Source organism: Ignatzschineria sp. 22MB058224, assembly GCF_058188435.1.
Window position 1 is genome coordinate 1,152,501 of the sequence record NZ_CP187366.1, and the last position, 24,364, is coordinate 1,176,864.

Here is a 24,364-nt window from a genome sequence, read left to right on the forward strand (position 1 = left end):
GGTAAACTTTTTATGCTCATGAGTGATGAAGAAAAGAGCCGTCTTTTTGAAAATACAGCTCGTAATATGGGTGATAGTGATGAGCACATTAAAAAACGCCATATCAATCATTGTTATCAAGCTCATCCAGATTACGGAAAAGGCGTTGCAAAAGCACTCGGGATTGACATTCATACAGTGATCTAAAAGTAGCACGCTTATCAAAATCACACTTAAAGCCCTTCTCATCTGAGAAGGGCTTCTTTTTGCGACTAATTCACTTGAAACACTTTTACGCTCAGCAATGATAGAATATGCTTTTTAAAGCAGAGATACATTTCACATTTAATTTTTTATTACGACTAAATTTAGTAGCCGTAATATCATTCGTTTAATAAAAGAGAAATCGATATGTACTATCAATTAGCCAAACATCGTATTTTAGAAACTGAAAGACTTATTCTTCGCCCTATTACACTTGAAGATGCGCAAGATATGTTTGAATACGCAAGCGATCCTGAAAATACTAAAAATACATTTCCTCCACACCAGTCAATTGATGAAACCCAGTGGCTCATCGCTAATCTTTTTATGAAATCGCCGCTTGGAAATTTCGCAATAGAACTCAAAGAAAATGGAAAAATGATTGGTACTTGTGATCTACGCGTCAACGAAAATGAAAAATCTGCTGAGCTTGCCTACGCGATTAATAAAAAATATTGGGGAAAAGGTTTTGCTCCCGAAGCAGCTCAACATCTAGTTAATTTTGCATTCAATACGCTAAAAGCAGAGCGTGTATGGGCTAAATATGCATCAGAAAATGTAGCTTCTGGACGAGTCATGGAAAAAATTGGTATGCAAAAAGAAGGTGTTTTACGCCATACAAAAAACTTATGCGGTGATTATGTCGATCAAGTTGTTTATAGCCGTATTTCAAAATAGTTAGTGAATCAATAAAAGGAATTGGTCATGATGAATCATGAGGACCGAGCAAATTATAATTTTCAAAAAATTATTCTATTTGTCGCGATTTTTCTATTCATTATCAAGTTTATTGCTTGGTATATCACATCCTCTGTTGCAATATTGACTGATGCGCTTGAAAGCATCACGAATATGCTTGCCGGCGCATTCACGCTATTTAGCCTCTACCTTTCTGCTAAACCTAAAGATGAAAATCATCCCCATGGTCATGGGAAAATTGAATTTGTCTCAGCAAGTGTTGAGGGAATGTTAATTCTTTTTGCCGGAATCATTATTATCTATGAAGGAATTAAGCGTTTAATAGAGCAAGATAGTGGTTTAAATAGCCTTGGATCAGGGCTAATATTAATTACTATTACTGCAGTGATTAATTATGTCGTCGGTTTTTATGCAATACAACGTGGTAAAAAATATAATGTACTTCCACTCATCGCCGGCGGCAAACATCTCCATTCTGATACTTACTCAACAGTAGGGATTATTGTTGGTTTAGTACTTGTATGGATTACCGGTTGGAAATGGTTGGATGCTGTGATTGCGCTCCTATTTGGCGCTATTATTATGCATTCAGGCATAAAAATTATCCGAGAATCGATTGCTGGCATTATGGATGAAGTGGATGAGAACCTCATTGAAGAGTTTGTAGAAGTTATAAATGAAAATCGTTCTCCAAATTGGGTAGACTTACACAAAGTCCGTTTTATTAAATATGGAAACCATGTTCACTTAGATGCGCATTTAACTTTACCTTGGTATCTTAATTTACGCGAAGCACATCTTGAACTAGATAAAATGAAGGCGATTCTTATCCATAAATTTGGGGATAAACATGAAATGTATATTCACACCGATGATTGTAAGGACTTCTCTTGTGAAATATGCCCACTACAAGAATGCGCACATCGTCAAAAACGATTTATTGAACGCATCGATTGGACTGCTAAGCTCATTGCAGAAGATCATCGTCATAGCATTAAAGATATTGCTCAGCAGCGCATTCAGGCATTAGATTTATAGTACTTAACCTTCATCACAAAGACTCAAGCTCTAAAACATAATCAATATAAAATCCCTGTACAGTGAGTACAGGGATTTTATATTCAAAGTTTCAGATTTGAAGATATACTTGATATTAGAGCAACCATTCAATAGGCAACCATGTTAAAAACTTCACAAAACCACGCTCTAAAACAGTTGTGTTAGGTTCGGTATCAAATGTTTTGATTAATGTATGGTTACTGTCAAATACTTGCCACTTTAACTTTCCATCTTCTAATACGACTTTATAAGATCGATCTAGTAGATGCTTTTTAATACGATCAGCAACATCTGCCGCAAGCTCAGAATTAAGAATTACCATCCCCATCTCTGTATTAATTTTTGCCGAACGTGGATCGAGATTAAGTGATCCTACAAATATTCGATCATTATCCACGACGAATGTTTTAGCGTGCAGACTCGAACCCGAACTCCCCACTAATCCTTTATCACGGATATCAGGAACTTCACCATCATAGCTCTTTTTAAGCTCATAGATATCGATCCCCGCTTCCACTAGCTCCTTACGATAATTAACATATCCCGCATGCACAAAGGCGACATCGGTCGCTTCATAGGAGTTTGTTAAGACAGATACTTCAATACCATCTGCAACCACATCTTTTAAAAATGCACTACCAGCTTTAGTTGGAACGAAATAAGGAGAGACTAAGAAAAGCTCTTCCTTTGCCTTTCCAAGTGCATCTTGTAATGGTTTATAAAAATCTTTTTCACTCCAAACACCAAGCGCTTTACTCGGAGGATCAGAAATCAAAAATGCTTCAGACCACTTCCAATCAATCTTATGATCCCGAAGTTTTTCTAGTAATTTTGATTGCTCTAGTGCTGTCTGATAAAGTTCAACATCAGCACGATATTTTACGCGGCGTAATTTTTCAAATGCAGAGACATGATCATCCCCATATTTTTTGGTGATAATTTGACTTGCAGGATACGATAAAACGCTATTCCAATAATTATCAAAATCACGCGACATCTCCGAAACAATATCGCCGATAGCGATCACATCAAGATCAGCAAAAACCATACCATCACCAGCAGCAAAATATTCATCACCAATATTGCGTCCACCTGTAATTCCTGCGATTCCATCTACAATAAGCGATTTATTATGCATACGATGATTAAGGCGCTTGAGATCGATTAAATACCCTAAAAACCGTAATTTACGATTGGTAAAAGGATTGAAAAGGCGTACTTCAATATTGGGATGATTATCTAAGACTGAAATCAAATCATCTAACCCACGTGTATTATTATCATCTAATAACAGGCGGACTCGTACACCACGTTCAGCCGCATTATAGATATCATACAAGAGCATAGTTCCCGATGTATCAGGCCGCCAAATATAATATTGAATATCGATCGACTCTTGTGCCAAATTGAGTAATGCTGAACGCGCTACAAATGCATCGAGCGGATCAGATAATTCCAAAACCCCTGTTAATGTTCGATCTTGGGGATACTCTTTTTTAAGCATCTGTGCGAGCTTTACATCTTCATTAACCGGCAGCGCATAACTCTCCACCTGCTCTAATTTTGGTAAAGGTTTTACAGCACAGGCCGCCAATACCCCTAATGCCACGGCGATAATGACCAAGCCAATAAAAATGAGTTTAATCACGTAAAATACGGTCACTTTTCTTGTCTCTTTATCCATAAATAATTGAATTAATCCGTAGTGATCAATATCACAAGGCTATGAGTGAAGTAGAATAATCTAGAGTACAACTCTAGAACTGATTTTAAAGAATAATGATATCGATTATTACGTCACAAAAAAAGGAAACTTACGCTTTTTACAAACAGATTTATTAAACAATATCAATTCGTTGCAGAAATTCTCTTCTCATCAACTTAAATATCTTTCATAATCAACTTCATTCGTTTTTGGTATTCACGAATTACAGGATATTGAGTTAAATCGATTTTTACACCCATCGCCCAACGCAACGTAACATAGAGATAGAAATCAGCTGCTGTAACCTTGTCTCCTGTTAAGAATAAATTCCCTGTTTTCGTGAGATATTGATCGATATATCGGTAACTCTGATCGATATTTTTATCCGCAACCGCCATCCAATCTTGTCCTACCTCAGTACCAAACAGCGCCCTAAACTTGGGTTGATAAAGCTTATGGATCTCTGTCGCAATAAAGTTGAACCATTCGAGCTGGATGACCAGCGATGTCCCTGATAAAGGAAACAGCGTCTGACTAGATACCAAAGCACAAAGATAAGCAGAGATGGCAACAACTTCCGTAATAACCTCACCATCACTGGTCACTAATACGGGGACATAACTTTTTCCTGCAATTTCTGAAATCGCATTACCTTCTGCTGTTTTACCGGTTTTAAGATCGACAGCAACTTTTTCAATGGTAATATCTAAATAGTCAGCAAGGCTCTCTATCACATCCGAACATGAGCCTGCGGAATAATATAACTTCATAATTATCTTCCTTTATTGATATTGCTTATCCACAGCATAAGAAAAATCTTATACAAAAATAAGAGGTTAACGATAAAATAAAGGTAACTCAATCAATCGATGCACGCAATATTGCATTTGATGTTTTCTATAAAAAGGAGTCAATAAATGAAATCTATGAAAGAAATTTCTGAACAACGTTATACCTGCAAAGAGTATGATTCTACTAAAAAGATTCCACAAGATATTCTCGAACAGCTCTATGCGGTTCTCCAAAATAGTCCCTCTTCTGTAAACTCACAGCCTTGGCATTTCATAATTATTGAATCTGATGAAGCAAAAGAAAAAATAATGCCAGCAATTTTTGAGTTTAACCGTCCACGTGTGCAAAATGCGTCACATGTTGTGCTCTTCTTAGCTCGTAATGATTTTTCAAATGATTATTTAAAAACATTGATTGACCAAGAAGATCAAGATAAACGTTTTCCGGAAGCGTCAATGAAAGAGGCAAATGATCAAGGTCGCCGCTATTTCGTGGATCTCAACAGTAAATCACCAGAGCAACTTGCTGATTGGCAAAATCGCCAAGTCTATATTGCGCTTGGTAATTTACTCTTTGCGGCAGCGGGTTTAGGAGTCGATTCAACACCGATTGAAGGTTTTGATGGTAAACAGCTCGATGAAATTCTCTCACTCAAAGAGAAAGGTTTTAGAAGTCTTGTAGTCGCATCACTTGGATACCGTAGTGAGAAAGATTTTAATGCATCATTACCCAAATCCCGCCTTCCATTTGAGGATCTTTTTACGGTTCTTTAATATTTTTAAACAGCTTTAAAATATTTACAAAATAACAATTGGAAACGCAAAATGCCCAAGTTGGTCTTGATTGATCAACTTGGGCTTATTTTTAAAAAGTGCAACACAGTAATATTTGCTAAATAGCTTGCTACATTTTAGAAAACACACTAAAATTCAGCCCTTGCTGTCGATCAAGAATAAGAGGCCTTTTAGACCCTTCCTTTTTACCATTTATAAAGAGTTTCGCTCTTTACTCAAATGCGGAGGCACTTATGCAACAAAGCCGTTTACATAAAAATGAACCTTGGCGCGATCCTAATTCCGTCCCCCACGTTGAAATTATTGATGTTGTTAAACGTTATGATGATCATCTAGCGGTAGACAATATTTCGCTTGATATCTATAAAGGAGAATTTTTCTCGCTTTTAGGACCTTCTGGGTGTGGAAAAACAACATTACTGAGGATGCTTGCCGGCTTTGAAACCCCAACTTCTGGTAAAATTTTGCTTGAAGGGGAAGATATGTCAAAAATCCCACCTTATGAACGTCCGGTCAATATGATGTTCCAAAGCTATGCGCTTTTTCCCCATATGACGGTTGAAGATAATATTGCTTTTGGATTGAAGCAAGATAAGGTTAAAAAACCCGAAATTCGTAAACGTGTTCAGCAGATGCTTGAGCTAGTACAAATGGAACGTTTTGCTAAACGTAAACCACATCAACTCTCTGGAGGACAACGCCAACGCGTTGCACTTGCTCGCAGTATTGCGAAAAAACCTAAACTTCTCCTTTTGGATGAACCCTTGGGTGCTCTTGATAAACGTCTCCGTGAACAGACACAATTTGAACTGATGACCATTCAGGAAGAATTAGGAATGACCTTTATTATTGTAACGCACGATCAGGAAGAAGCGATGACGGTATCAAGCCGCATTGCCGTGATGGATGCCGGAAGCCTTGCACAAGTTGCAACACCTGCAGAAATCTATGAGTTCCCAAATTCACGGTATGTTGCGGAATTTGTCGGCGATGTAAATATTTTCGAAGGGGTTATTTCGGAAATCTCTTCGAATCGTACCACTGTTGAGAGCTATGAATCCTTAACGCCGCTCGTCTGCGCACAGGGTGTGGGTGCGATCGTAGGTTCTCAAGCTTGGGTTGCGGTTCGCCCAGAAAAACTTGATATTTCTCTTACACCACCGGAAGATAGCTCAATTAACTGCGTACAAGGTGAAGTTTGGGATATTGGGTATATGGGAAATGTCTCGATCTATCACGTGAAACTCGATAATGAGAAGATGATTACCGTTTCACAAATGAATGATACCCGAATTATTGAACAACGAATTACCCACGAAGATCGTGTTTATGTGAGTTTTACTGAAGATTCAGGAATTGTACTCATCTCTTAATTGCTTTTTAATGGAGGTTTGACAATGCCCCATCGTCAACAAGAGATCGGAACATTTACCGGCAAAATGGCTGAGATTGTCTCTCGGATTAGTTTTGCTCATCGTAAATTGCTCCGTTTCGCCCCATACCGTTTTATTGTAAGCCTTGGCCACAGTCATCGCTTTATTATTGGCGTTCCTTTTTTATGGTTAACGCTCTTTTTCTTAATTCCCTTTTTAATTATCCTTCGGATTAGTTTCACCGAAGCTGAAATCGCATCTCCCCCTTTTTCAAATCTTCTTGCGTGGGTAGATGATGGGTTGTTACAAATCACCGTTAATTTTCAAAACTATATAGAGATTTGGAGTGATGGAATCTACATACATGCCTATCTTAATAGTGTCAAAATTGCATTTATCTCTACTATTTTTACACTTTTAGTTGGTTATCCAATAGCACTTGCGATGTCAAGAGCTTCAAAAAAGTGGCAACTCTTCTTAGTGATGCTGGTTATTTTACCCTTTTGGACTTCCTTTTTAATTCGCATCTATGCTTGGATTACCATTCTTTCGCCAACAGGTGTTTTAAATAATTTTATTAATTGGGTTGGAATGGGCATTGGATTGATCGATCCCAATAATCCTGTCACACTGCAAATTCTTCATACGGATTTAGCAGTCTATATTGGCATTATCTACGGTTACCTTCCCTTTATGATTCTGCCACTCTTTGCAACACTTATTAAAATTGATGAGACGTTAATTGAAGCAGCGCTTGATCTTGGATGCCGTCCAATCAAAACCTTCTGGACCATCACATTTCGACTTTCACTCCCCGGTGTCCTTGCGGGCTGCTTCTTAGTCTTTATTCCGGCGATTGGTGAGTTTGTCATCCCCGATCTTTTGGGCGGCTCGAATGTCACAATGATTGGAAAAGTGCTCTATGATACCTATCTCCAAGGCATGAATCTCCCATTGGTTTCGGCAATTTCAGTGATATTACTGATTATTGTGATTATCCCGATCTATATTTTCAACCGCATTCAAGCGAAACAATTTAACTAAAGGAGCGAATCATGCGTAAAAAAATGACAACGCTCAATTGGGCAGCCTTAATTCTCGGTCTATTGTTTCTCTATATCCCGATTATTTTAGTAATTATATACAGTTTTAATGAATCGAAGCTTGTGACCGTGTGGAGCGGATTTTCGACAAAATGGTATAGCGATCTCTTTGAACAAGAAGGCATTTGGTCAGCGACTAAAACAAGTCTACTTTTAGCAGTCGGCACTTCAACATTTGCAGTTATCCTTGGCACAATGGCAGCATTTTCTTTAGTCAAATTTCGCCGATTCAAAGGAAAAGCACTTTTTTCGGGAATCACCTATGCTCCGATGGTAATGCCAGAAATTATTATGGGTAGTGCCTTAGGTTTAACATTTGTTGCACTCAAATTTAGTACCGGATTTTTCACAATGATGATTGCACATATCACCTTTACCATGTGCTATGTCGTCGTCGTTGTGCAATCACGTCTTACAGGATTTGATCGCCATATTGAAGAGGCTGCCATGGATTTGGGTGCTGATGGAATTCGTACCTTTTTCTATATCACACTACCAATGATTCTACCGGCGATTATCTCTGGCTGGTTACTTTCATTCACGCTTTCATTAGATGACTTAGTGATTGCAACATTCACCACTGGCCCCGGCGGCACAACACTTCCGATTTGGATTTACTCCAAAGCACGTCTCGGCGTTAGCCCTAACATTAACGCGCTCTCGACTATTATGATCGGTATTGTTGCAACTGTGGTATTTTTAGTCACACTACTGAATCTCTACCTTGCAAAACGACGAGAAGAAGATGAAAAAAATGCGGCTAAAGAAGCTACGCTTTAAAATGAAAATGCCATTATTAAATTGACTAATAACGGCATTTTTACGGAAAATTTTAATAATCACGGTAAATTTACTGAATTTTTTTCTTAAATTACTTCAATAGTATTTGTCATTCAAAAAATTCAAACACAAGTTTACTCTAACCTTCAGGCCAAATAAACCAACCGGCAATTTCAGGATCTGTCTCAATAAAAGTTCGCATTTTGTCAGATTTAAAGGCCGCTTTTAGATCCTCAATCCATGATGCATTTTGATCTTCTTTTCTAACAGTGACTAAAAGCTCAAGATCCGGCAGAAATGTCTCATGCTCTAAGGCATATTCCGGTCCAATGCCGCTTAAAAGTGCAACACCGCCTGGCATAACACCATAATCCTGCTCCTCAAGCAATCTAGGAATTAGGGCTGAATCTACTTCAGTCAAGTGAAGGTTTTTATTATTTTTAGTGATATCTCTTGCCGTCACCACTGCTAAATCGACTTGAGGATCAAGCTCTATCCAACCAATTTTTTGTAACAATGCATAAGAGCGTGCCGCATTTGAAGGATCATTAGGAACCAATACAGAATCTCCCTCCTTTACCTCTTCGAGTGATTGATGCTGAGTCGAATAGATAAATGCAGGGATTGATGGAGTGTGAACAACAGATACTAACCCCGCCCCAGTCTCGCGATTATAAACATCAAGATACGCTTGATGTTGGGCGGTATGAAAATCAATCCCACCTTCAACTAAAGCGCTATTAGCGTCTCGTAATGTACTGAAATTACGAAAAATAACCTCATACCCTTTCGCCTCTAACTCAGGCTTTACAATCTTTTCCACTAAAATATTATGCGCACTCGGTGGCATTCCCACACGTAAAACTGTGTGATCTGTATCGGATGAGTCGCCGCAAGCCACTAATAAACTACCTAAGAAAAATAGCGCAATGATTTTCATTACCTGCTGTATTTTCTGCCAAATAGATACGTGTCGCGTATTTTTCACAAATAATGTATATCGCTTTATATGGTTATTATCCATATTTTTCTCTTTATTCATTGTATCCGCCTTGTCATTTTAGAGATTATTACCCTGTTCTATTTACTCTGAATATATTGATATTACGACTTATCATGCTCACTAAGTTCTTAAAAAAGAGATTAAATAGAGTAGAAATTAAACTAAACATGTATTTTTTGTATGTTAAATTAAATTAGCATGGTTTCTATAAAAAAAGAAGTTAATTCACAAGACGATCAAGTAGATAAAACCTCGAGATCAGTGCTTTCCTTATTGAATGATTTCTAAGCCGCCTGTGCGGCGGTTAACTGATTAAGCAAAATTGAGGGCATGCCGTTGATTTTCTAAGCCGCCTGTGCGGCGGTTAACGTACTCATCAGAAAAATGAGTTAAAAGAATCTTTTCTAAGCCGCCTGTGCGGCGGTTAACTCTCGCCATTGGCAATCTTTGTGATGGCTGTCTTTCTAAGCCGCCTGTGCGGCAGTGAACACCGTGCAGAAGAAGTACGAAAAACTGCCGATTTTCTAAGCTGCCTATACGGCAGTGAACTTCTTTGCAGTATAATAGACCTTGCCCTATATTTTCTAAGCTGCCTATACGGCAGTGAACTTTTTCATATGAAATTAATTCGTTCCCGTGTTTTTCTAAGCTGCCTATACGGCAGTGAACTCTACAATGACCGTTGTTATCGAACAATCAAATTTCTAAGCTGCCTATACGGCAGTGAACGCGTAATCGCTCTAATTCCTCTGAATTCTTTTTTTCTAAGCTGCCTATACGGCAGTGAACGAGTACAGAGATGAATATGAACGTAAGAAAATTTTCTAAGCTGCCTATACGGCAGTGAACGCGAGAACGCCTTGGGTTTTTCCAAACACATTTTTCTAAGCTGCCTATACGGCAGTGAACATGATGGTAGGTTTCCTGATTTTGTTGTTAAATTTCTAAGCTGCCTATACGGCAGTGAACTTGATAGACTTAAAAGACATTATTAATAAAATTTTCTAAGCTGCCTATACGGCAGTGAACAATTAAAAATAAAACTCTGATTAGTTCAGCATTTTCTAAGCTGCCTATACGGCAGTGAACTCGAACTAGAAACTTCGGCGATTATCGTTATGTTTCTAAGCTGCCTATACGGCAGTGAACCGTTTAAAGCATCGCCATAGCCGTAGCTGAAATTTCTAAGCTGCCTATACGGCAGTGAACACCTCATCTGAACTGCGGTGAATTTTGTGTGATTTCTAAGCTGCCTATACGGCAGTGAACAAGACAACAAAAAAGCCTACAAAATTTTTGTATTTCTAAGCTGCCTATACGGCAGTGAACTTAATAGTACTTAGAAGTTGCTGGCACAAAAATTTCTAAGCTGCCTATACGGCAGTGAACCAATGTTAACAACTCGATTTTATTAAAGTACTTTTCTAAGCTGCCTATACGGCAGTGAACCCCTATAAAATTGTTGCTGCTGGATAGGCTAGTTTCTAAGCTGCCTATACGGCAGTGAACCAATGTTAACAACTCGATTTTATTAAAGTACTTTTCTAAGCTGCCTATACGGCAGTGAACCCCTATAAAATTGTTGCTGCTGGATAGGCTAGTTTCTAAGCTGCCTATACGGCAGTGAACATCAACAGCGCAAAACAACTTAATGCACTTATTTTCTAAGCTGCCTATACGGCAGTGAACGAGAGGGCGTACTAGTATTTGAAGTTGATAAATTTCTAAGCTGCCTATACGGCAGTGAACGTTCGATTTTCTTGAGTTTTTTAACGATTTTTTTTCTAAGCTGCCTATACGGCAGTGAACATATAAAGATCAAAGTTCTTTAGGATTTTTGGTTTCTAAGCTGCCTATACGGCAGTGAACCTTGGAAGGCTAGATCGTCTTTCGCCGTAGCATTTCTAAGCTGCCTATACGGCAGTGAACGTGTTAAAAATATGATTTCAGAAAGAAGTTCGTTTCTAAGCTGCCTATACGGCAGTGAACGATGAAGCCGAGCCATTGCCGTACACTTGTGCTTTCTAAGCTGCCTATACGGCAGTGAACTTTTAGATGCTTTTGCAAGATCAAGAGTAGATTTTCTAAGCTGCCTATACGGCAGTGAACGCTCGTCAATGCCGATAAACGCCGCAAGTCTTTTTCTAAGCTGCCTATACGGCAGTGAACGGTTCAGAGATATCGCTAAATCTACAAAGAATTTTCTAAGCTGCCTATACGGCAGTGAACAATACCTGTAATTAGTTTATGTAGCCCGGAATTTTCTAAGCTGCCTATACGGCAGTGAACCAAATTACACAGCACAAGACTTACAAGCGTATTTTCTAAGCTGCCTATACGGCAGTGAACGTTAAAAGAGGAGAATAAAGGCTCTTGGAATGTTTCTAAGCTGCCTATACGGCAGTGAACCACCTCGCAATAACTCAATAAGCTCTTGTGATTTTCTAAGCTGCCTATACGGCAGTGAACTCAATAAAGATGAAGCTCTTTGTTTAGTTGCCTTTCTAAGCTGCCTATACGGCAGTGAACACATCAGCATCGCGAAAGTCCACCAAGATGGCTTTCTAAGCTGCCTATACGGCAGTGAACGCTTAATAGGCTCATATCAAGCTACCGCAGATTTTCTAAGCTGCCTATACGGCAGTGAACTGGAGCGTTGACTGAGAAGTTCCCAAAAACATTTTCTAAGCTGCCTATACGGCAGTGAACTTTAAGCTTTTCTAAACGCGCAAGTGCTTCTTTTTCTAAGCTGCCTATACGGCAGTGAACTTATAGATGTTGATAGAGAGGCATCATAAGCTTTTCTAAGCTGCCTATACGGCAGTGAACCATATAACTTAATCCAACCTGTTTGCATTTTATTTCTAAGCTGCCTATACGGCAGTGAACAAGTAGCTATTAAACTTTCTCCAGACATTAAGTTTCTAAGCTGCCTATACGGCAGTGAACAAGGCGGCAGAGTTGAATCAGGTCATTTTGCTTTTCTAAGCTGCCTATACGGCAGTGAACAAGTTACCAAAAGACTAGAAAAAGAGATGTTATTTCTAAGCTGCCTATACGGCAGTGAACGCGAAGTCCTACGTTTATGAACTCTGTGAATATTTCTAAGCTGCCTATACGGCAGTGAACACATTTTCAATATTACTCATTAATTGATTAATTTTCTAAGCTGCCTATACGGCAGTGAACGTACTCATTTAACTACCTATAAACGAGTAGATTTTCTAAGCTGCCTATACGGCAGTGAACGTTGTTGATAGCTACCGTGATGTTGTCAAAAATTTCTAAGCTGCCTATACGGCAGTGAACCCCTTGACGTTGAAAATTTTACAAGCCCTTTATTTCTAAGCTGCCTATACGGCAGTGAACAGAAGATTATAGACGTAATGGTTCAGAATATTTTTCTAAGCTGCCTATACGGCAGTGAACCAATGAAACTAAACTTTAAACACAGCTATACATTTCTAAGCTGCCTATACGGCAGTGAACATGTAGGATTCGATTTTGTATCTATTGGTTTATTTCTAAGCTGCCTATACGGCAGTGAACCTTTATTTTTAGTCATTGCAGGGTTCATTGTATTTCTAAGCTGCCTATACGGCAGTGAACGAACAAGTTTTACGCAATGATTTACAAATGAATTTCTAAGCTGCCTATACGGCAGTGAACGCAGGCTTTTTAAATGTGAGCGTTGACACTTTTTTCTAAGCTGCCTATACGGCAGTGAACGATGTGTTTAGATAGCCGTTTTTGTCGGGAGTTTTCTAAGCTGCCTATACGGCAGTGAACGCTTAATAGGCTCATATCAAGCTACCGCAGATTTTCTAAGCTGCCTATACGGCAGTGAACCACTCCGATTCTTCCCATCAGAACCACGCACATTTCTAAGCTGCCTATACGGCAGTGAACGCACAAATATCTCTGTGCTGACAGGCGGTATTTTTCTAAGCTGCCTATACGGCAGTGAACAAGAGATTCAATTTTCACAACTTAAAAGCGTATTTCTAAGCTGCCTATACGGCAGTGAACATACAAAGGACTGGTTTAATCTTACGCCGTTCTTTCTAAGCTGCCTATACGGCAGTGAACTTAATAAGACGTTTTTTCCGCCCATTCGAGGGTTTCTAAGCTGCCTATACGGCAGTGAACATCCATGCGCTAAGCCGTTGCCCTCAATGAGTTTTCTAAGCTGCCTATACGGCAGTGAACTTTTTAAGAGCTACTGGTCTCTATAATCAGTTTTTCTAAGCTGCCTATACGGCAGTGAACTTGTCCAATTTGTGATTGGAGAAGATCATTAATTTCTAAGCTGCCTATACGGCAGTGAACAACCCAAATCGGTACAACTACGATGCCTTTCGTTTCTAAGCTGCCTATACGGCAGTGAACTCTTTTTTTCACATAAGATTTGGAAGTATGTTTTTCTAAGCTGCCTATACGGCAGTGAACAAGTTCGTTAGTTGCGGCTGCCTGTGCCACTGTTTCTAAGCTGCCTATACGGCAGTGAACAATAGATTAAAATCCAAAAAGAAAGGAAAAATCTGGCTCAAGGGCTATTTTACCTTAAAATACCAATGATTTTCCCCTTTTTTATAACCTATTGAATTATAACTAATTTTTTAAAGAGCAAAAAATAATGGTTAAAACTCGGGAACAACTCCCCCAGCAGATAAACCATAGGTTGTAAAGAGTTGATTAAAACTATTATCTGAATCCACATTAACAATTTCTTTTTTAATAAAAAGTTTAAAGTTTTGATCAGATTGTAAACTTTTTATTTGGATATAAGGAAAATTGACTTCTCTTCTTTCCCAGTGAGAATATCTGTTTAAGGCTTCTTCGATAGAGACAGAGTTTTGTTGAGCGTAATGTTCAGCATATCCTCTTCTTTCCTTCTCTAACCGAGCATCCCCTTTAGACTGATAGCGCTGATATTTCGCATAACTCTCAATTTTATTAGGTACTTCCTTAATTGATTGAATATGAACATAATCCGACAATCGCTCTAACCACTTTGGAAGCATAAGAAGAAACAGTTCCTCTTTGGTCTCTGCAAAAATGCGAATTTTTTTCCCTAACCCAGACTTTTTATCTTCATGATAATATTCCGGAAAAGAGAGTCCATAACGGACTCTATTATCTTTTCCTTTTTGTTCAACAAATGCTAAATGCAGTTGTCCAAAAACACGAGACAAAATGAAATAGGGAGATATCTCTACATGATCAATTAAAGTAATCTCTTGATAATACTTCATAAACTCCCCTTATTTTGAACTACTAAATACCCCACCACGGATCAAATTACCAACAATATAAGATTGCTCTTCTATTGCTAGATCTTTACCATTAATCCAATCTACCATTAAGGAATATAGATCACCTTCCTTTTTATTTTTACGAAAAGCATCTCCAATTTGGGTTACAGCTCCAAAGGGTTCGATAGCAATAGGTGTTTTCATATCGTCATAACGAGTATACCAAGTATCTATTGTACGAATAGCATTTCCTATTTTAACATTATGCATTGCTGCACCGCCGCCTAATTGAAACAGGGTCTTCCCTTTTTCTCCCATATTCATCTCTTGAGAGGGGAAAACGTGCTGTAATTTCCCTAATTTTACAAATGCCTCGACTTCTATCAGTGCAAAATTTTGATGATCGCTCTTTAGCGCATCTGAGATAATAGCACCCAACTTTTGTAGTTCTTGATTTTCTTTATTTTTATCAAAATCAGTTAATGAAAAATCATAAGCTTTGAACTCAAACTTCTCATCTCCAACCTTTACTTTAATAAGAATCTCTTCTGCCCCAACGCGATTACGCCATAGAAATCGTCCATTTGCAATATTATAGGCATAACGATACCCAAGAATATCAATTCCTTCCCCGGCTTTAAATTCCGTCACTCTATCTTGTATAGCCTCACTAAATTCTGGTGAATTACAACCAAAGGGGATACCTAAATTACCAATAATTCGCATGCTAAAACTTACCCTTAGTGTATCGTGTTCTAATGGTAAATTAGCATCATCACTATCAGATGAAACTGGATTCGGCTGATTTTTCTTATCATCTGGAGTCCCCTCAGCACTTTGTGTAGACCGATTTTGCCGTTTAGTGATTGGAATTTTTTGCCAGTTTTTAATACTTGCAGCCTCTTTTTCATCTTGAAGATTAGAAATAGTACTCCAATCGCCTGAAAACATTAATGCATCTGAAGTTTCAAGTTTACGCTCAAAAGAGAGCATGCTAGGTAATTTAATAGCCATGTTATATCCTTTTATATCTAAATATTAATAATAAGCATCATCATCTAAGAGATATTCTGTTTCTGCTGTCATCTCAATGCTCGATGATTGTCTACATAAATACCACTTTAGGTCATGATAATAAGTCCATACACTTCTCTGCCAATCTGCTAATTCTTTCAAACGATGGACACTTTGCCACTCTCCAATCGAGTGAACTGATTCAACAAAACATAAATCTGTTTCTATATCTCTAGCTCCGTCAACTTCACCTGCGGGGAAAAGCTCAGTAATCGCCTTATAGCCCACCATAATAGGAACTAAAAATCCTGAATTAGGTTTTCTAACATATTCCCATTGAGCATCTGTTTTCTCGGTAGGCATTAAGTAATTTTGCCACTGCTCGTATAGTTTTTTATTAAATTGCTTGGAAAGTTGGTCTTGAATATCCTTTTCAGTCATTGCAATGCTTTCCTCTGTCGAGAAATACTCAATCAACTCTTGAGGTACCTCTCCCTTCCGGTAAGGTTTCTCTTTATGAGCCAACCATAGATCATTGAGTGCCAAAAGGACTTTAAGTTTCTCTCTCTCTTCTTGACTTTTTTCACGCAACTTTTCTAATACTCTTATTTCATCTAAAAAGTGACTATCTATTAAGTCGCAAACCGGTCTTGCTACCTGTTTTAATGCAATAAAATCAAACCAAGCATCTAACAAGTCGCTATTAGGATTATTTTTTTGAAGATTTAAGTAATGCTCTTCTAAATAAGTAGATCTGTCCTGTAATACAAAACCTGGTAATAATCTATTTCTAATAGTCTTCAAGTTATCAGGTTCTGATAACTCTACTAGTTCGATATTTTTAATCTCTAAAATAGTCCCGCCTGCTAGTCGTTGAATAAGACAAATTCTCTTTAGGAAACCAATGAATTCCTCTTGCTCATAAACACCACCTATATAACCTGATAGAGGAATAAGGAGGGAAACCGTCATATTCATTTTGGCTTCTTCGACAATGGCAGGGTCCTTTAAAATACCCTTTTCAAATTTCAGGCCTAAATATTGAGCGGTTTTATACTGAGTAAACGCCATTGATCTCCCTTCTTGATATGTGTGTACTTGTTGCTCATGAGCAATCACTACACACCCCTGAAGAGAGATTTCTTGAAAATTAGTTTCTTTATATAATTTGCGATTAAGATTATGAGTAAATCCTAAAAAATGAGTTACAGCAGGAAAACCCCAAGTAAACCCTGATACTGCATTCGCATTTTGTACTTTAACTCTCTCAATCAGTAGATACTGTCCCATCTTTATTGGCCCTCCTCGCTTGCAAGATACTTAATATTTAAAACATCTCTAAAATTGGTTTTGAATAATTTCATCCAAAGTTTTGTATGCGCATCTTGTGGCGTAAACTTCTCATTCGCTCTACGTAATCTATAATTAAGCCAATGAGCAAAATCTTGAATAATAACCTCTTCCCAATCAAAACTATTTCTCTCATGAATAAAAAATTCATCATCTCGATTACAATCTAATAATAATTGATGGGCGAGTTTAAGTTTAATATTTGCTGTTTTTGACCAACCTGCAGGTAATGTTTGAATAGTTTTAACATAAACTAACACCTCATCACTGAGGTTTTCCAACCAATGTTCCAACCACTTCATTCGTTTAGGATTTTTAATACTTAACTGTAAATTTTCAAATCGACTCAAAAAATCTGCTAAATATTGAATAATTTCTCTTACTTCAAAGCTTCGAGATAATTCATAAAAAAAACTACTTTTATAAATGGGTGGCTTTAATTGGCTTTGCCATATTGGTGGCTGACTTGAAACTAAATTTAAACGCCCCCCTCTTTTCCCATTAAGCTGAGAGGCATTGCCATGATTACTGGCAGTAATAGAAATATTTGCGCGATTTAAAAAGTTGAAAAATTCATTAGGTGAATATTTTCGATTGCTTTTTAATTTATAGTCTATATTTGTATTCCGACGCATAAACTCAAATATTGCCTGAGCTTGGGATGAAGAAACAACATTACAAAGTAGATGATACCCATCCTTAGCAATAGGAAAGTAAACTTGCTTTAAGAGCGAATGAGCAGTTGGTCGTCCAGTGCTTAATGCCGCAGAAAATCCTTTATTCCACTCTAAACTCTGCATTTTATCTCTTGCGAAATCTTCTAAAATATTTGTCTCTAAATCTTCAAAGACACTAGCTAATTTTTTTCCATTTCGTTCAAGTTCTAAAAATTGATAGACTGGCGCATATTGATTTCCTCTTACGGCACCATCTATCGCGATTGATTTTAATTTAGCAGTAGTCAGGTAGCTATCTTTATCCGCAGTTGTATTATCCAAAAAAGCACTACTATCAATAATTGAATGCGTTAATTTCGGAACATGTGTCGCAAAAACAACGTTTTGAGCATTTTTCGCCACCCACGTCAACCAGATTTCTGGATGATATTTTTGTTTAAGCTCCTGTTTCTTAACATTAATCTCCATTTTTTGAGATTCAAAATTTAAAGTCTGAGGCTTAATGTCCATTTCAGCTAACTTATCTAGTTGCGCCAAAATAAACTGAGATTCTAATTCTCCTTCTTCTCGCTTGTTTTTCCTTGTATTAAAAATAAAAGCTATCTCCTCGTCTGCGGTCAATTCTTCTTTTTGATAAGCTACCTCCACACTTTTAAATACTTCCTTTAAATATTTCACAAAATCAGTTTCAAATTTCTCTAGCAAAAAAGCTTTGATCAGACCTTGCCACATATTTTCACTATCCATTGTACTCATCCTATTACCTCTCGATAAATGCCAAAATTCTTCATATAACGATATTGATTGATATCATTCTTCTTGTAACTTACTAAGCGGATCTCTCCAAAACGTCGAGATATCTCCTCAAGGCTTACATTAAAATCCTGCGCTAACTGCTGATAGATATTGAACGGATTTAAGTCAAACCAAAAGCTAAATCCTATTGATAACGGTGGTTCTTCCTCTTCGACTATTTCAATGCCTGCACCTGAAATAGCACCCATTTTTGGAGGGTAAACTGATTCATCTAACCACTGCCAATAGAGCTTATGATCATCTGCTAAGAGATAAAGCGCTTCATCTTTTACAGATTCCCTAAAGGGCTGTCTTTTTTGTAAAACAGCTGACCAATGCGCTTGCTCCTTCCACCACAGGCTCGCTGATAAATCAGACCTAAAGAGCTGCATAAAAAGCGCCTTATGTTCAAGTCTTCCTAAATTGTCATCCGATCTTGTTTGTTTCTCTACCCGCTCTATCGCATTAATGTTTTGATATTGACTCTCTTCTAATATATCTAAAAGATGATGACTATTTAACTTTATCTCTAGGTGCTCAACCTCAAATCCTGGACGATTAAAACAACGAACACTACCTTTTAATGATTTGATATTTTGATTAATCAAAAGAATATTTTCTCGCTGAGGAAGAATATCTCGATGCCGAAGAATCCGTCCTGCTATTTGGATAATAGAACGCATAGAACTGGGCTCAACAACAGCCCAATCATAATCATGGTCGCGCCCTACCTCTGCTACTGGTGAAGCTAGAACAAGAAATATTTGCTGAGATGCATCTGTCTGCTCAATAAGCTCCATCATCTCTTTGGTCGGCCAATCATCTTTTCTATTCAACGCACCATCTAACTTTTCTTCCAAATAAGATCGCACCGCAAGCGGATAGCGACTATGATAAACAGCAAGATGAATATGGGTATCTACTGGCAATTGCTCTTGTATTAGATGTTTTGCTACTGCAACTAATGGATCAATATTGGCCATACGAACCAATCCAATAGAGATTTTTTTCCCTTTGAGCTCTGTATGATTATCTTGATGTAACTGTAAAACCCCTTGTAAAATTGTTTGAGCAAAATCGTGATAAATATCCCCTGTTCCTGTTAAATTCTCTAATATTTTTCCTTTATGTTTAACAAGTAAGTTTTCAAGAAGATATTGCACCCGTTTATTGACATAGCTATCGTAATTTGTTCGAAAAGTATTAAAATCTTTAACTTCACAAGAGACAGCGCCATTATCACGTTCATCAAAAAATGCACAATTAACAATCTCATTCCAATTATCTACATTGGTTTTGGCATATTCCGTCCAACCCTTTTGATAAGCTAAAAATGTGGCATATGCTAAATCTGGAGAAATAGTGGCTGTTGAAAGTAAAACTCGACTGCCCAACATCCCCGCCCAATAAACTAAACGACACAGTGCGGGTAGATCTTTTAAATCAAAATCATCTGGCTCATCAATCACTAAATCAGAGGTTAAAAGCCGGAGCATTGGTCCTATCTGTTTTCCGCCTTGTGTCCCTTCTGTTGCAGGCATTAAATGATCAATGGTACAAACTAAAGCGGGTGCTTGTATTAGCTTTTCAATACGCTTATTATTCTTCGTCCACAAATGAAGGGAATGTTCTACTTCAGCCACCTCATAATCTAAAAAGAGATTTGGATCTAGAAAGTCTTCAGCTGACTCACTACCACTAGAAAATTCTTCTTCCGCCTTTTTCTTCCGTTCACTATTTTCAAATAATGCCTTTGTAGCTACACCACCCACAGCAATTGCTAACTCTGCATCCGTTAAGCCTAATAATTTCCGATACTCTTTACCTGTTTGTAGCGTTAATGTCCTTAGACCTAAAGCTACGGTGAAACGGCAATCTTGCTCCTTATCCGCTAAAGCGTACATAATCTTGGCATTTGCCAAAGTCTTCCCTTTTCCAGTAGAAGCCATATTGATGCCGAAAAAACCTTGTTTTACACTGCTTTCACTGAGTGATTGAGCTACTTTTTGTGCTTTAATTTGCCAAGCATATTTAGGGGAAACAGTCCGGTGACTCTTTAAAAAATCATTATCCTCTATGGTATTTAATTCTCTTTTTAAACGTGGTAAAGCCTTCATTATTTCTAAGGCATTATGGGCAACACCAATGAGATGCTCATCTAACTGTTGCTTTAACTCTCCCGTATCTCGGTCTGTGTTAGCATAAACCTCGTAATCACTCGCTCTCCATTCGTTTGTAACTTCAGGAGTGGCCGAATAGAAATGATCCGCTAACATTAATACCATTCGACTGATATGCGTTGTAAATAACTCATCATGTAATAGATTTTGTTGCTTATCTCTTACCTTTCTGAGGGCTTGTAACGCTTGATCTGCAAATTTTATTGCTTTTAATCGCCATTTATAACTTTTATAAGGTAAACCTTTCGCATGAATTTTCCAGTTATCCTCATATAATTCAGGAGAATCTTCATCCTTAAAATTGTAAGAATTCCAATGGATACTTAACTCAATATCAAACCAAGTCTCTAATAGACTCTTTTTCTCTTCGCTATTTTTATCTGGCTTTTTAGGTCTAGTTTCCTGCACAAGCGTCTTCTTCCAACTTGGAACAACCGGCAATTTATGATGACTTACAATGAGCCATCCTACTAATTGTGCAAAAGGAGGCAGATCTTTCAATGGATGTTGCCTACCTTGACTAATACCATCTTTAAAAAACTGATCTTGGTGATTTTTCTCTATTTCTGCAAGCTTCAATAGCCACTCTTCATCGGTGCAATCCCCAACAAAAGCTTGAAATATCCGGAGAGAGACCCATTCATGCCTCACAGGCTCATAACGATTTTTACTTTCACCACGTAGCTTTGCTTGGAATAACGTATTCGCTTTACCAATATCATGAAATAATCCGGCAATAGCAACCGCGCTCTTCATGACCTCCAAGCTTTGCCACTGTTCATGATCCATAAATTGCTCAATATTTGCTTCTGTATAATTCACCGGCACATATCCCATCTCATTAAAGCGGTTACGATTTCCTACAACCCATAAGAGATCACTTCTTGAACGAGAGCGTATCCAGTGACAACTGACAGCTGTATTTTTAGAGGCGGTGCGACGCAGAAGTTTCTTGACCATTAATAAGCCTTCTTCTGTAATAATCGTTTGCCAAACATTATCACCAATGCGATTCGCGTAGGCATCTAATACACGTCGAGTACGATTTAATGCCTTCTTTTCACATTGACTAATAAAGGTTACCATCATAACTACTCACCTCGTTCCGCTTCTTCCGATCGATCAACGTCTTCCCACGAACGAAGCGCACCCTTTTTAACTTCCTCAAACATAAAATCGAGGCACTTATGTTGTGTAAATTTCTGCAATATCTGTTGCCTAAATTCTTGCTCTGTGGCTCGCTCTTTAGCACAGATAAAAGCCCATGGGAGTACTATCGAATCCTTAATGAGATCAGCTACATCAAAGACTAATGCGCCTCTTCTTGTCTTTCCATGCATCACTGCAAAACCATGAGGAATTCCTAATACCCAAAGCGTACAAGCAGCTAGCCCATAAGCAAGATAATTACCATGATTGAGGAAATCATTTGCATCATCATTTCCTTCATGATTACGGCTAAAGTCATGCAGGCCTGTCTGCTTTCCTACAATTTTATAGAGTTGCTTTGTTAGGAGAGCTTCTGCAAGAAGAAGATCTCCAACCCTATTTATTTTAGGAATCTTTGATTCAAATACGGATAAAGCAGCAGCTAAATCAGGAAGATCGAGTGTCAATCCCTCTTGATGTAGATCTCGATCTTTCGCCCAGACATGGCGAAGAAAATTGATACGTGACTCTTGAAAGGATTTTGCAATCACTAACCTTTTCTGTTCATCAAACCAAAATCCTAACCAACCTTGAAGATATTCCGTTGGTCGATACTCACTCTATGGTGTCATCCATTCAATCTCTGTCCCCATAAAAAGAGGCGTTCCCCCGCCACCACAAAAACCGATTAAGACACCAGCTGACGCAAGCATTCTAACTGCCGCTTGAGTGATAGACGTTCCCGTACCAAGTAGAATTACAGTCGTATTAGCAATCGGAATATTGTAGTAATGATTCTCCCGCTTCGCCTCTGTAAGATAGAGAACGCGTCCATCTTTCTGCATCACCCGGCAATATTCCAAGTAATAGATATTCGCACGTTTCGAGTGGAGAATCGCTTTTAAATCAGAACCGTGAAGATAGTCCATAATTGATCCTTAATAAAAAAAAGCTCTTTTATACTAACAGATTTTCATTGAGGAATATGGGTTTAAGTCATAAACTTTACAATTAAAATAAAAATATTATTGATATATATTATTAATAATTTTTACCATATAACTTTTGCATCCAGATACGTGATTGTAGTGGTTTACCATCTAAAAGAGGCGTTATTAAATAGCGCATCATATTCCGAAATTGAATGGATTCTTCACGATTAAGAAATGATTTTTGGGAAATTTTTTCTATTAGCGAACCACTAATAGCATAGGTATTTCGTAATTTAATGGGTAAAAGTCCCTCTTCAAAAGAGAGATAATATATTTTTGAAGACTTGATAAGATCTCCTGAAGCATCTGTTGTTAAATCAGGTAGAATCCCTAATTCCATTAAAAGCGTTAACTCAAAATCCCGTAAAAAAGGCTCAATCTCTTTTGATTCATACAATGCAGTTAAAGCTCGATAATAAATATTAAACAATTTTTCAGATGGCTGATCTTTGGGATAAGTGCGAAGTAATAATTCGTTGAGATAATACGCTGTCCAAATGGCTTTGCCAGAAAGGCGAAATGTATATCGATAATCCACTTCCTCAACAAAATAAAAAACAGCCCCCTCTTTTAAATGCCAAGCACTATAAGTAAAAAGTTCTAAATGGTTTAATGGCTTTTTAGCATTTGCTCGCCCTCGTGCAAAAAGCGTTATTCGTCCGAAATCTTTGGTAAAAAGTTCCACTAAAAAACCGGACTCTTTATAGGCTTGTTTCTTTAGCACAACCCCTTCAGTCCGGTTTAAAATATGATTCTGCATATTACAATAAATTTAAAAGATAAGATTTTCTAATCAAACAATCACAACCTTCAAAATTTAGTCCAAAAGTGATTTTGGTTTAAACGATGATTCTGCTGAATCGTCATCCGATTTTGAATCATCATTTTTGCTTCCACCACTAAAAGATGCCATTAATTGTCCAATTAAGCGCTCCATCACAAATGCATCCTGCGTCATGCGAATGCGATCCCCATTTTGCAGATCCTTCTCAGAACCACCGGGATCTAAAGCGATATATTGCTCTCCCACTAGGCCGGATGTATTTATTGCAGCAATAGTATCTTGTGGAATAGGTGTTGAACTATCCAAAGAGAGAGAAACAACTGCTTCGAAGTTATCAGGGTCTAACGCAATACCCGAAACTTGTCCCACACGAACTCCCGCAATCATCACCGGTGCTTTGACCTTTAATGAACCAATATTGGTAAATGATGCCGTAACATTAATAGGCTTACCTCCACCAAATCCTGTTGTTGCATTACTTGCATTAAATGCTAACCAACCGAATGCTACAATACCGCTGAGCACAAATAGACCAACAATAAAATCAAGCCATTTAGAATTCTTCATTTTTGACCTTTATCTATGAAATATTTCAACTATTCTACTATGTTTGGATC

At 37.9% G+C, this 24,364-nt stretch carries 17 protein-coding genes, 1 pseudogene and 1 CRISPR repeat array (1 of these 19 running past the window's edge); of the genes and pseudogenes, 7 read left to right on the plus strand and 11 right to left on the minus strand.

Going from position 1 to position 24,364, the window contains the following annotated elements:
* The 3 genes from ACPF7B_RS05010 to ACPF7B_RS05020 all read left to right on the plus strand — a co-directional run.
* Window positions 1-186: the end of a catalase gene (locus ACPF7B_RS05010; protein ID WP_490504734.1), read on the plus strand. 1,272 nt of this gene lie to the left of the window's left edge; only the last 186 of its 1,458 coding nucleotides appear in the window; the start codon falls outside the window, past its left edge; it ends in the stop codon at window positions 184-186.
* 204 nt (window positions 187-390) lie between these two features.
* Entirely contained in the window at window positions 391-921 is a 531-nt protein-coding gene (locus ACPF7B_RS05015; protein ID WP_490504736.1) for a GNAT family N-acetyltransferase, read from the plus strand.
* A 27-nt stretch (window positions 922-948) separates the two neighbouring features.
* Window positions 949-1,980 (plus strand): cation diffusion facilitator family transporter, encoded by a 1,032-nt coding sequence (locus tag ACPF7B_RS05020; protein ID WP_490504737.1) that lies wholly within the window; start codon window positions 949-951, stop codon window positions 1,978-1,980.
* 115 nt (window positions 1,981-2,095) lie between these two features.
* Here the strand turns inward: ACPF7B_RS05020 and ACPF7B_RS05025 are convergent, their stop codons facing one another.
* Window positions 2,096-3,685 carry a phospholipase D family protein gene (locus tag ACPF7B_RS05025; RefSeq protein WP_490504739.1) on the minus strand — a complete coding sequence of 530 codons (1,590 nt, stop codon included), beginning with the start codon at window positions 3,683-3,685 and terminating at the stop codon, window positions 2,096-2,098.
* 197 nt (window positions 3,686-3,882) lie between these two features.
* A complete protein-coding gene (locus ACPF7B_RS05030; protein WP_490504741.1) occupies window positions 3,883-4,476 on the minus strand; it encodes a glutathione S-transferase C-terminal domain-containing protein in 594 nt (197 codons plus the stop codon).
* Between the two features lie 147 nt (window positions 4,477-4,623).
* On the opposite strand from ACPF7B_RS05030, the gene nfsB reads away from it, so the two are divergent.
* The 4 genes from nfsB (at window position 4,624) to ACPF7B_RS05050 (ending at window position 8,548) form a co-directional block, all read left to right on the plus strand.
* Window positions 4,624-5,271 carry an oxygen-insensitive NAD(P)H nitroreductase gene (nfsB, locus tag ACPF7B_RS05035; RefSeq protein WP_490504743.1) on the plus strand — a complete coding sequence of 216 codons (648 nt, stop codon included), beginning with the start codon at window positions 4,624-4,626 and terminating at the stop codon, window positions 5,269-5,271.
* Between the two features lie 254 nt (window positions 5,272-5,525).
* The gene (locus ACPF7B_RS05040) at window positions 5,526-6,665 is read left to right on the plus strand and encodes an ABC transporter ATP-binding protein (protein WP_490504745.1); all 1,140 of its coding nucleotides are present in this window, start codon (window positions 5,526-5,528) and stop codon (window positions 6,663-6,665) included.
* Window positions 6,666-6,689: 24 nt separating this feature from the next.
* Window positions 6,690-7,709, plus strand: coding sequence for an ABC transporter permease subunit (locus tag ACPF7B_RS05045; RefSeq protein WP_490504746.1), 1,020 nt, complete (start codon window positions 6,690-6,692; stop codon window positions 7,707-7,709).
* A gap of 11 nt (window positions 7,710-7,720) precedes the next feature.
* A complete protein-coding gene (locus tag ACPF7B_RS05050) occupies window positions 7,721-8,548 on the plus strand; it encodes an ABC transporter permease (RefSeq protein ID WP_490504747.1) in 828 nt (275 codons plus the stop codon).
* A 139-nt stretch (window positions 8,549-8,687) separates the two neighbouring features.
* Here ACPF7B_RS05050 and ACPF7B_RS05055 read toward each other — a convergent pair whose 3' ends face one another.
* The 9 genes and pseudogenes from ACPF7B_RS05055 to mlaD all read right to left on the minus strand — a co-directional run bounded on the left by ACPF7B_RS05055 (window position 8,688) and on the right by mlaD (window position 24,314).
* Complete coding sequence (locus ACPF7B_RS05055) at window positions 8,688-9,590, minus strand: MetQ/NlpA family ABC transporter substrate-binding protein (RefSeq protein WP_490504748.1); 903 nt, start codon at window positions 9,588-9,590, stop codon at window positions 8,688-8,690.
* A gap of 242 nt (window positions 9,591-9,832) precedes the next feature.
* Window positions 9,833-14,060: a CRISPR direct-repeat array (repeat unit 28 nt; unit sequence TTTCTAAGCTGCCTATACGGCAGTGAAC).
* Between the two features lie 131 nt (window positions 14,061-14,191).
* A complete protein-coding gene (gene cas6f / locus ACPF7B_RS05060) occupies window positions 14,192-14,806 on the minus strand; it encodes a type I-F CRISPR-associated endoribonuclease Cas6/Csy4 (RefSeq protein ID WP_490504749.1) in 615 nt (204 codons plus the stop codon).
* A gap of 9 nt (window positions 14,807-14,815) precedes the next feature.
* Window positions 14,816-15,820 (minus strand): type I-F CRISPR-associated protein Csy3, encoded by a 1,005-nt coding sequence (csy3, locus tag ACPF7B_RS05065; protein ID WP_490504750.1) that lies wholly within the window; start codon window positions 15,818-15,820, stop codon window positions 14,816-14,818.
* Between the two features lie 24 nt (window positions 15,821-15,844).
* Complete coding sequence (gene csy2, locus ACPF7B_RS05070; RefSeq protein WP_490504752.1) at window positions 15,845-17,110, minus strand: type I-F CRISPR-associated protein Csy2; 1,266 nt, start codon at window positions 17,108-17,110, stop codon at window positions 15,845-15,847.
* Between the two features lie 2 nt (window positions 17,111-17,112).
* On the minus strand, window positions 17,113-18,594 hold the full coding sequence (gene csy1 / locus ACPF7B_RS05075; RefSeq protein ID WP_490504753.1) for a type I-F CRISPR-associated protein Csy1: 1,482 nt from the start codon (window positions 18,592-18,594) through the stop codon (window positions 17,113-17,115).
* Between the two features lie 5 nt (window positions 18,595-18,599).
* A complete protein-coding gene (cas3f, locus tag ACPF7B_RS05080; protein WP_490504754.1) occupies window positions 18,600-21,911 on the minus strand; it encodes a type I-F CRISPR-associated helicase Cas3f in 3,312 nt (1,103 codons plus the stop codon).
* A gap of 2 nt (window positions 21,912-21,913) precedes the next feature.
* Window positions 21,914-22,900, minus strand: a pseudogene (gene cas1f, locus ACPF7B_RS05085) (type I-F CRISPR-associated endonuclease Cas1f).
* 112 nt (window positions 22,901-23,012) lie between these two features.
* Window positions 23,013-23,723 carry a DNA repair protein RecO gene (gene recO / locus ACPF7B_RS05090; protein ID WP_490504755.1) on the minus strand — a complete coding sequence of 237 codons (711 nt, stop codon included), beginning with the start codon at window positions 23,721-23,723 and terminating at the stop codon, window positions 23,013-23,015.
* Between the two features lie 57 nt (window positions 23,724-23,780).
* Complete coding sequence (gene mlaD / locus ACPF7B_RS05095) at window positions 23,781-24,314, minus strand: outer membrane lipid asymmetry maintenance protein MlaD (protein ID WP_490504756.1); 534 nt, start codon at window positions 24,312-24,314, stop codon at window positions 23,781-23,783.
* Window positions 24,315-24,364: the final 50 nt, after the last annotated feature.

Coding starts and splice junctions, on each gene's coding strand:
- ACPF7B_RS05015 (WP_490504736.1), top strand. CDS start 391: ATGTACTATCAATTAGCCAAACATCGTATTTTAGAAACTGAAAGACTT.
- ACPF7B_RS05020 (WP_490504737.1), top strand. CDS start 949: ATGATGAATCATGAGGACCGAGCAAATTATAATTTTCAAAAAATTATT.
- ACPF7B_RS05025 (WP_490504739.1), bottom strand. CDS start 3,685: ATGGATAAAGAGACAAGAAAAGTGACCGTATTTTACGTGATTAAACTC.
- ACPF7B_RS05030 (WP_490504741.1), bottom strand. CDS start 4,476: ATGAAGTTATATTATTCCGCAGGCTCATGTTCGGATGTGATAGAGAGC.
- nfsB (WP_490504743.1), top strand. CDS start 4,624: ATGAAATCTATGAAAGAAATTTCTGAACAACGTTATACCTGCAAAGAG.
- ACPF7B_RS05040 (WP_490504745.1), top strand. CDS start 5,526: ATGCAACAAAGCCGTTTACATAAAAATGAACCTTGGCGCGATCCTAAT.
- ACPF7B_RS05045 (WP_490504746.1), top strand. CDS start 6,690: ATGCCCCATCGTCAACAAGAGATCGGAACATTTACCGGCAAAATGGCT.
- ACPF7B_RS05050 (WP_490504747.1), top strand. CDS start 7,721: ATGCGTAAAAAAATGACAACGCTCAATTGGGCAGCCTTAATTCTCGGT.
- ACPF7B_RS05055 (WP_490504748.1), bottom strand. CDS start 9,590: ATGAATAAAGAGAAAAATATGGATAATAACCATATAAAGCGATATACA.
- cas6f (WP_490504749.1), bottom strand. CDS start 14,806: ATGAAGTATTATCAAGAGATTACTTTAATTGATCATGTAGAGATATCT.
- csy3 (WP_490504750.1), bottom strand. CDS start 15,820: ATGGCTATTAAATTACCTAGCATGCTCTCTTTTGAGCGTAAACTTGAA.
- csy2 (WP_490504752.1), bottom strand. CDS start 17,110: ATGGGACAGTATCTACTGATTGAGAGAGTTAAAGTACAAAATGCGAAT.
- csy1 (WP_490504753.1), bottom strand. CDS start 18,594: ATGGATAGTGAAAATATGTGGCAAGGTCTGATCAAAGCTTTTTTGCTA.
- cas3f (WP_490504754.1), bottom strand. CDS start 21,911: ATGATGGTAACCTTTATTAGTCAATGTGAAAAGAAGGCATTAAATCGT.
- recO (WP_490504755.1), bottom strand. CDS start 23,723: ATGCAGAATCATATTTTAAACCGGACTGAAGGGGTTGTGCTAAAGAAA.
- mlaD (WP_490504756.1), bottom strand. CDS start 24,314: ATGAAGAATTCTAAATGGCTTGATTTTATTGTTGGTCTATTTGTGCTC.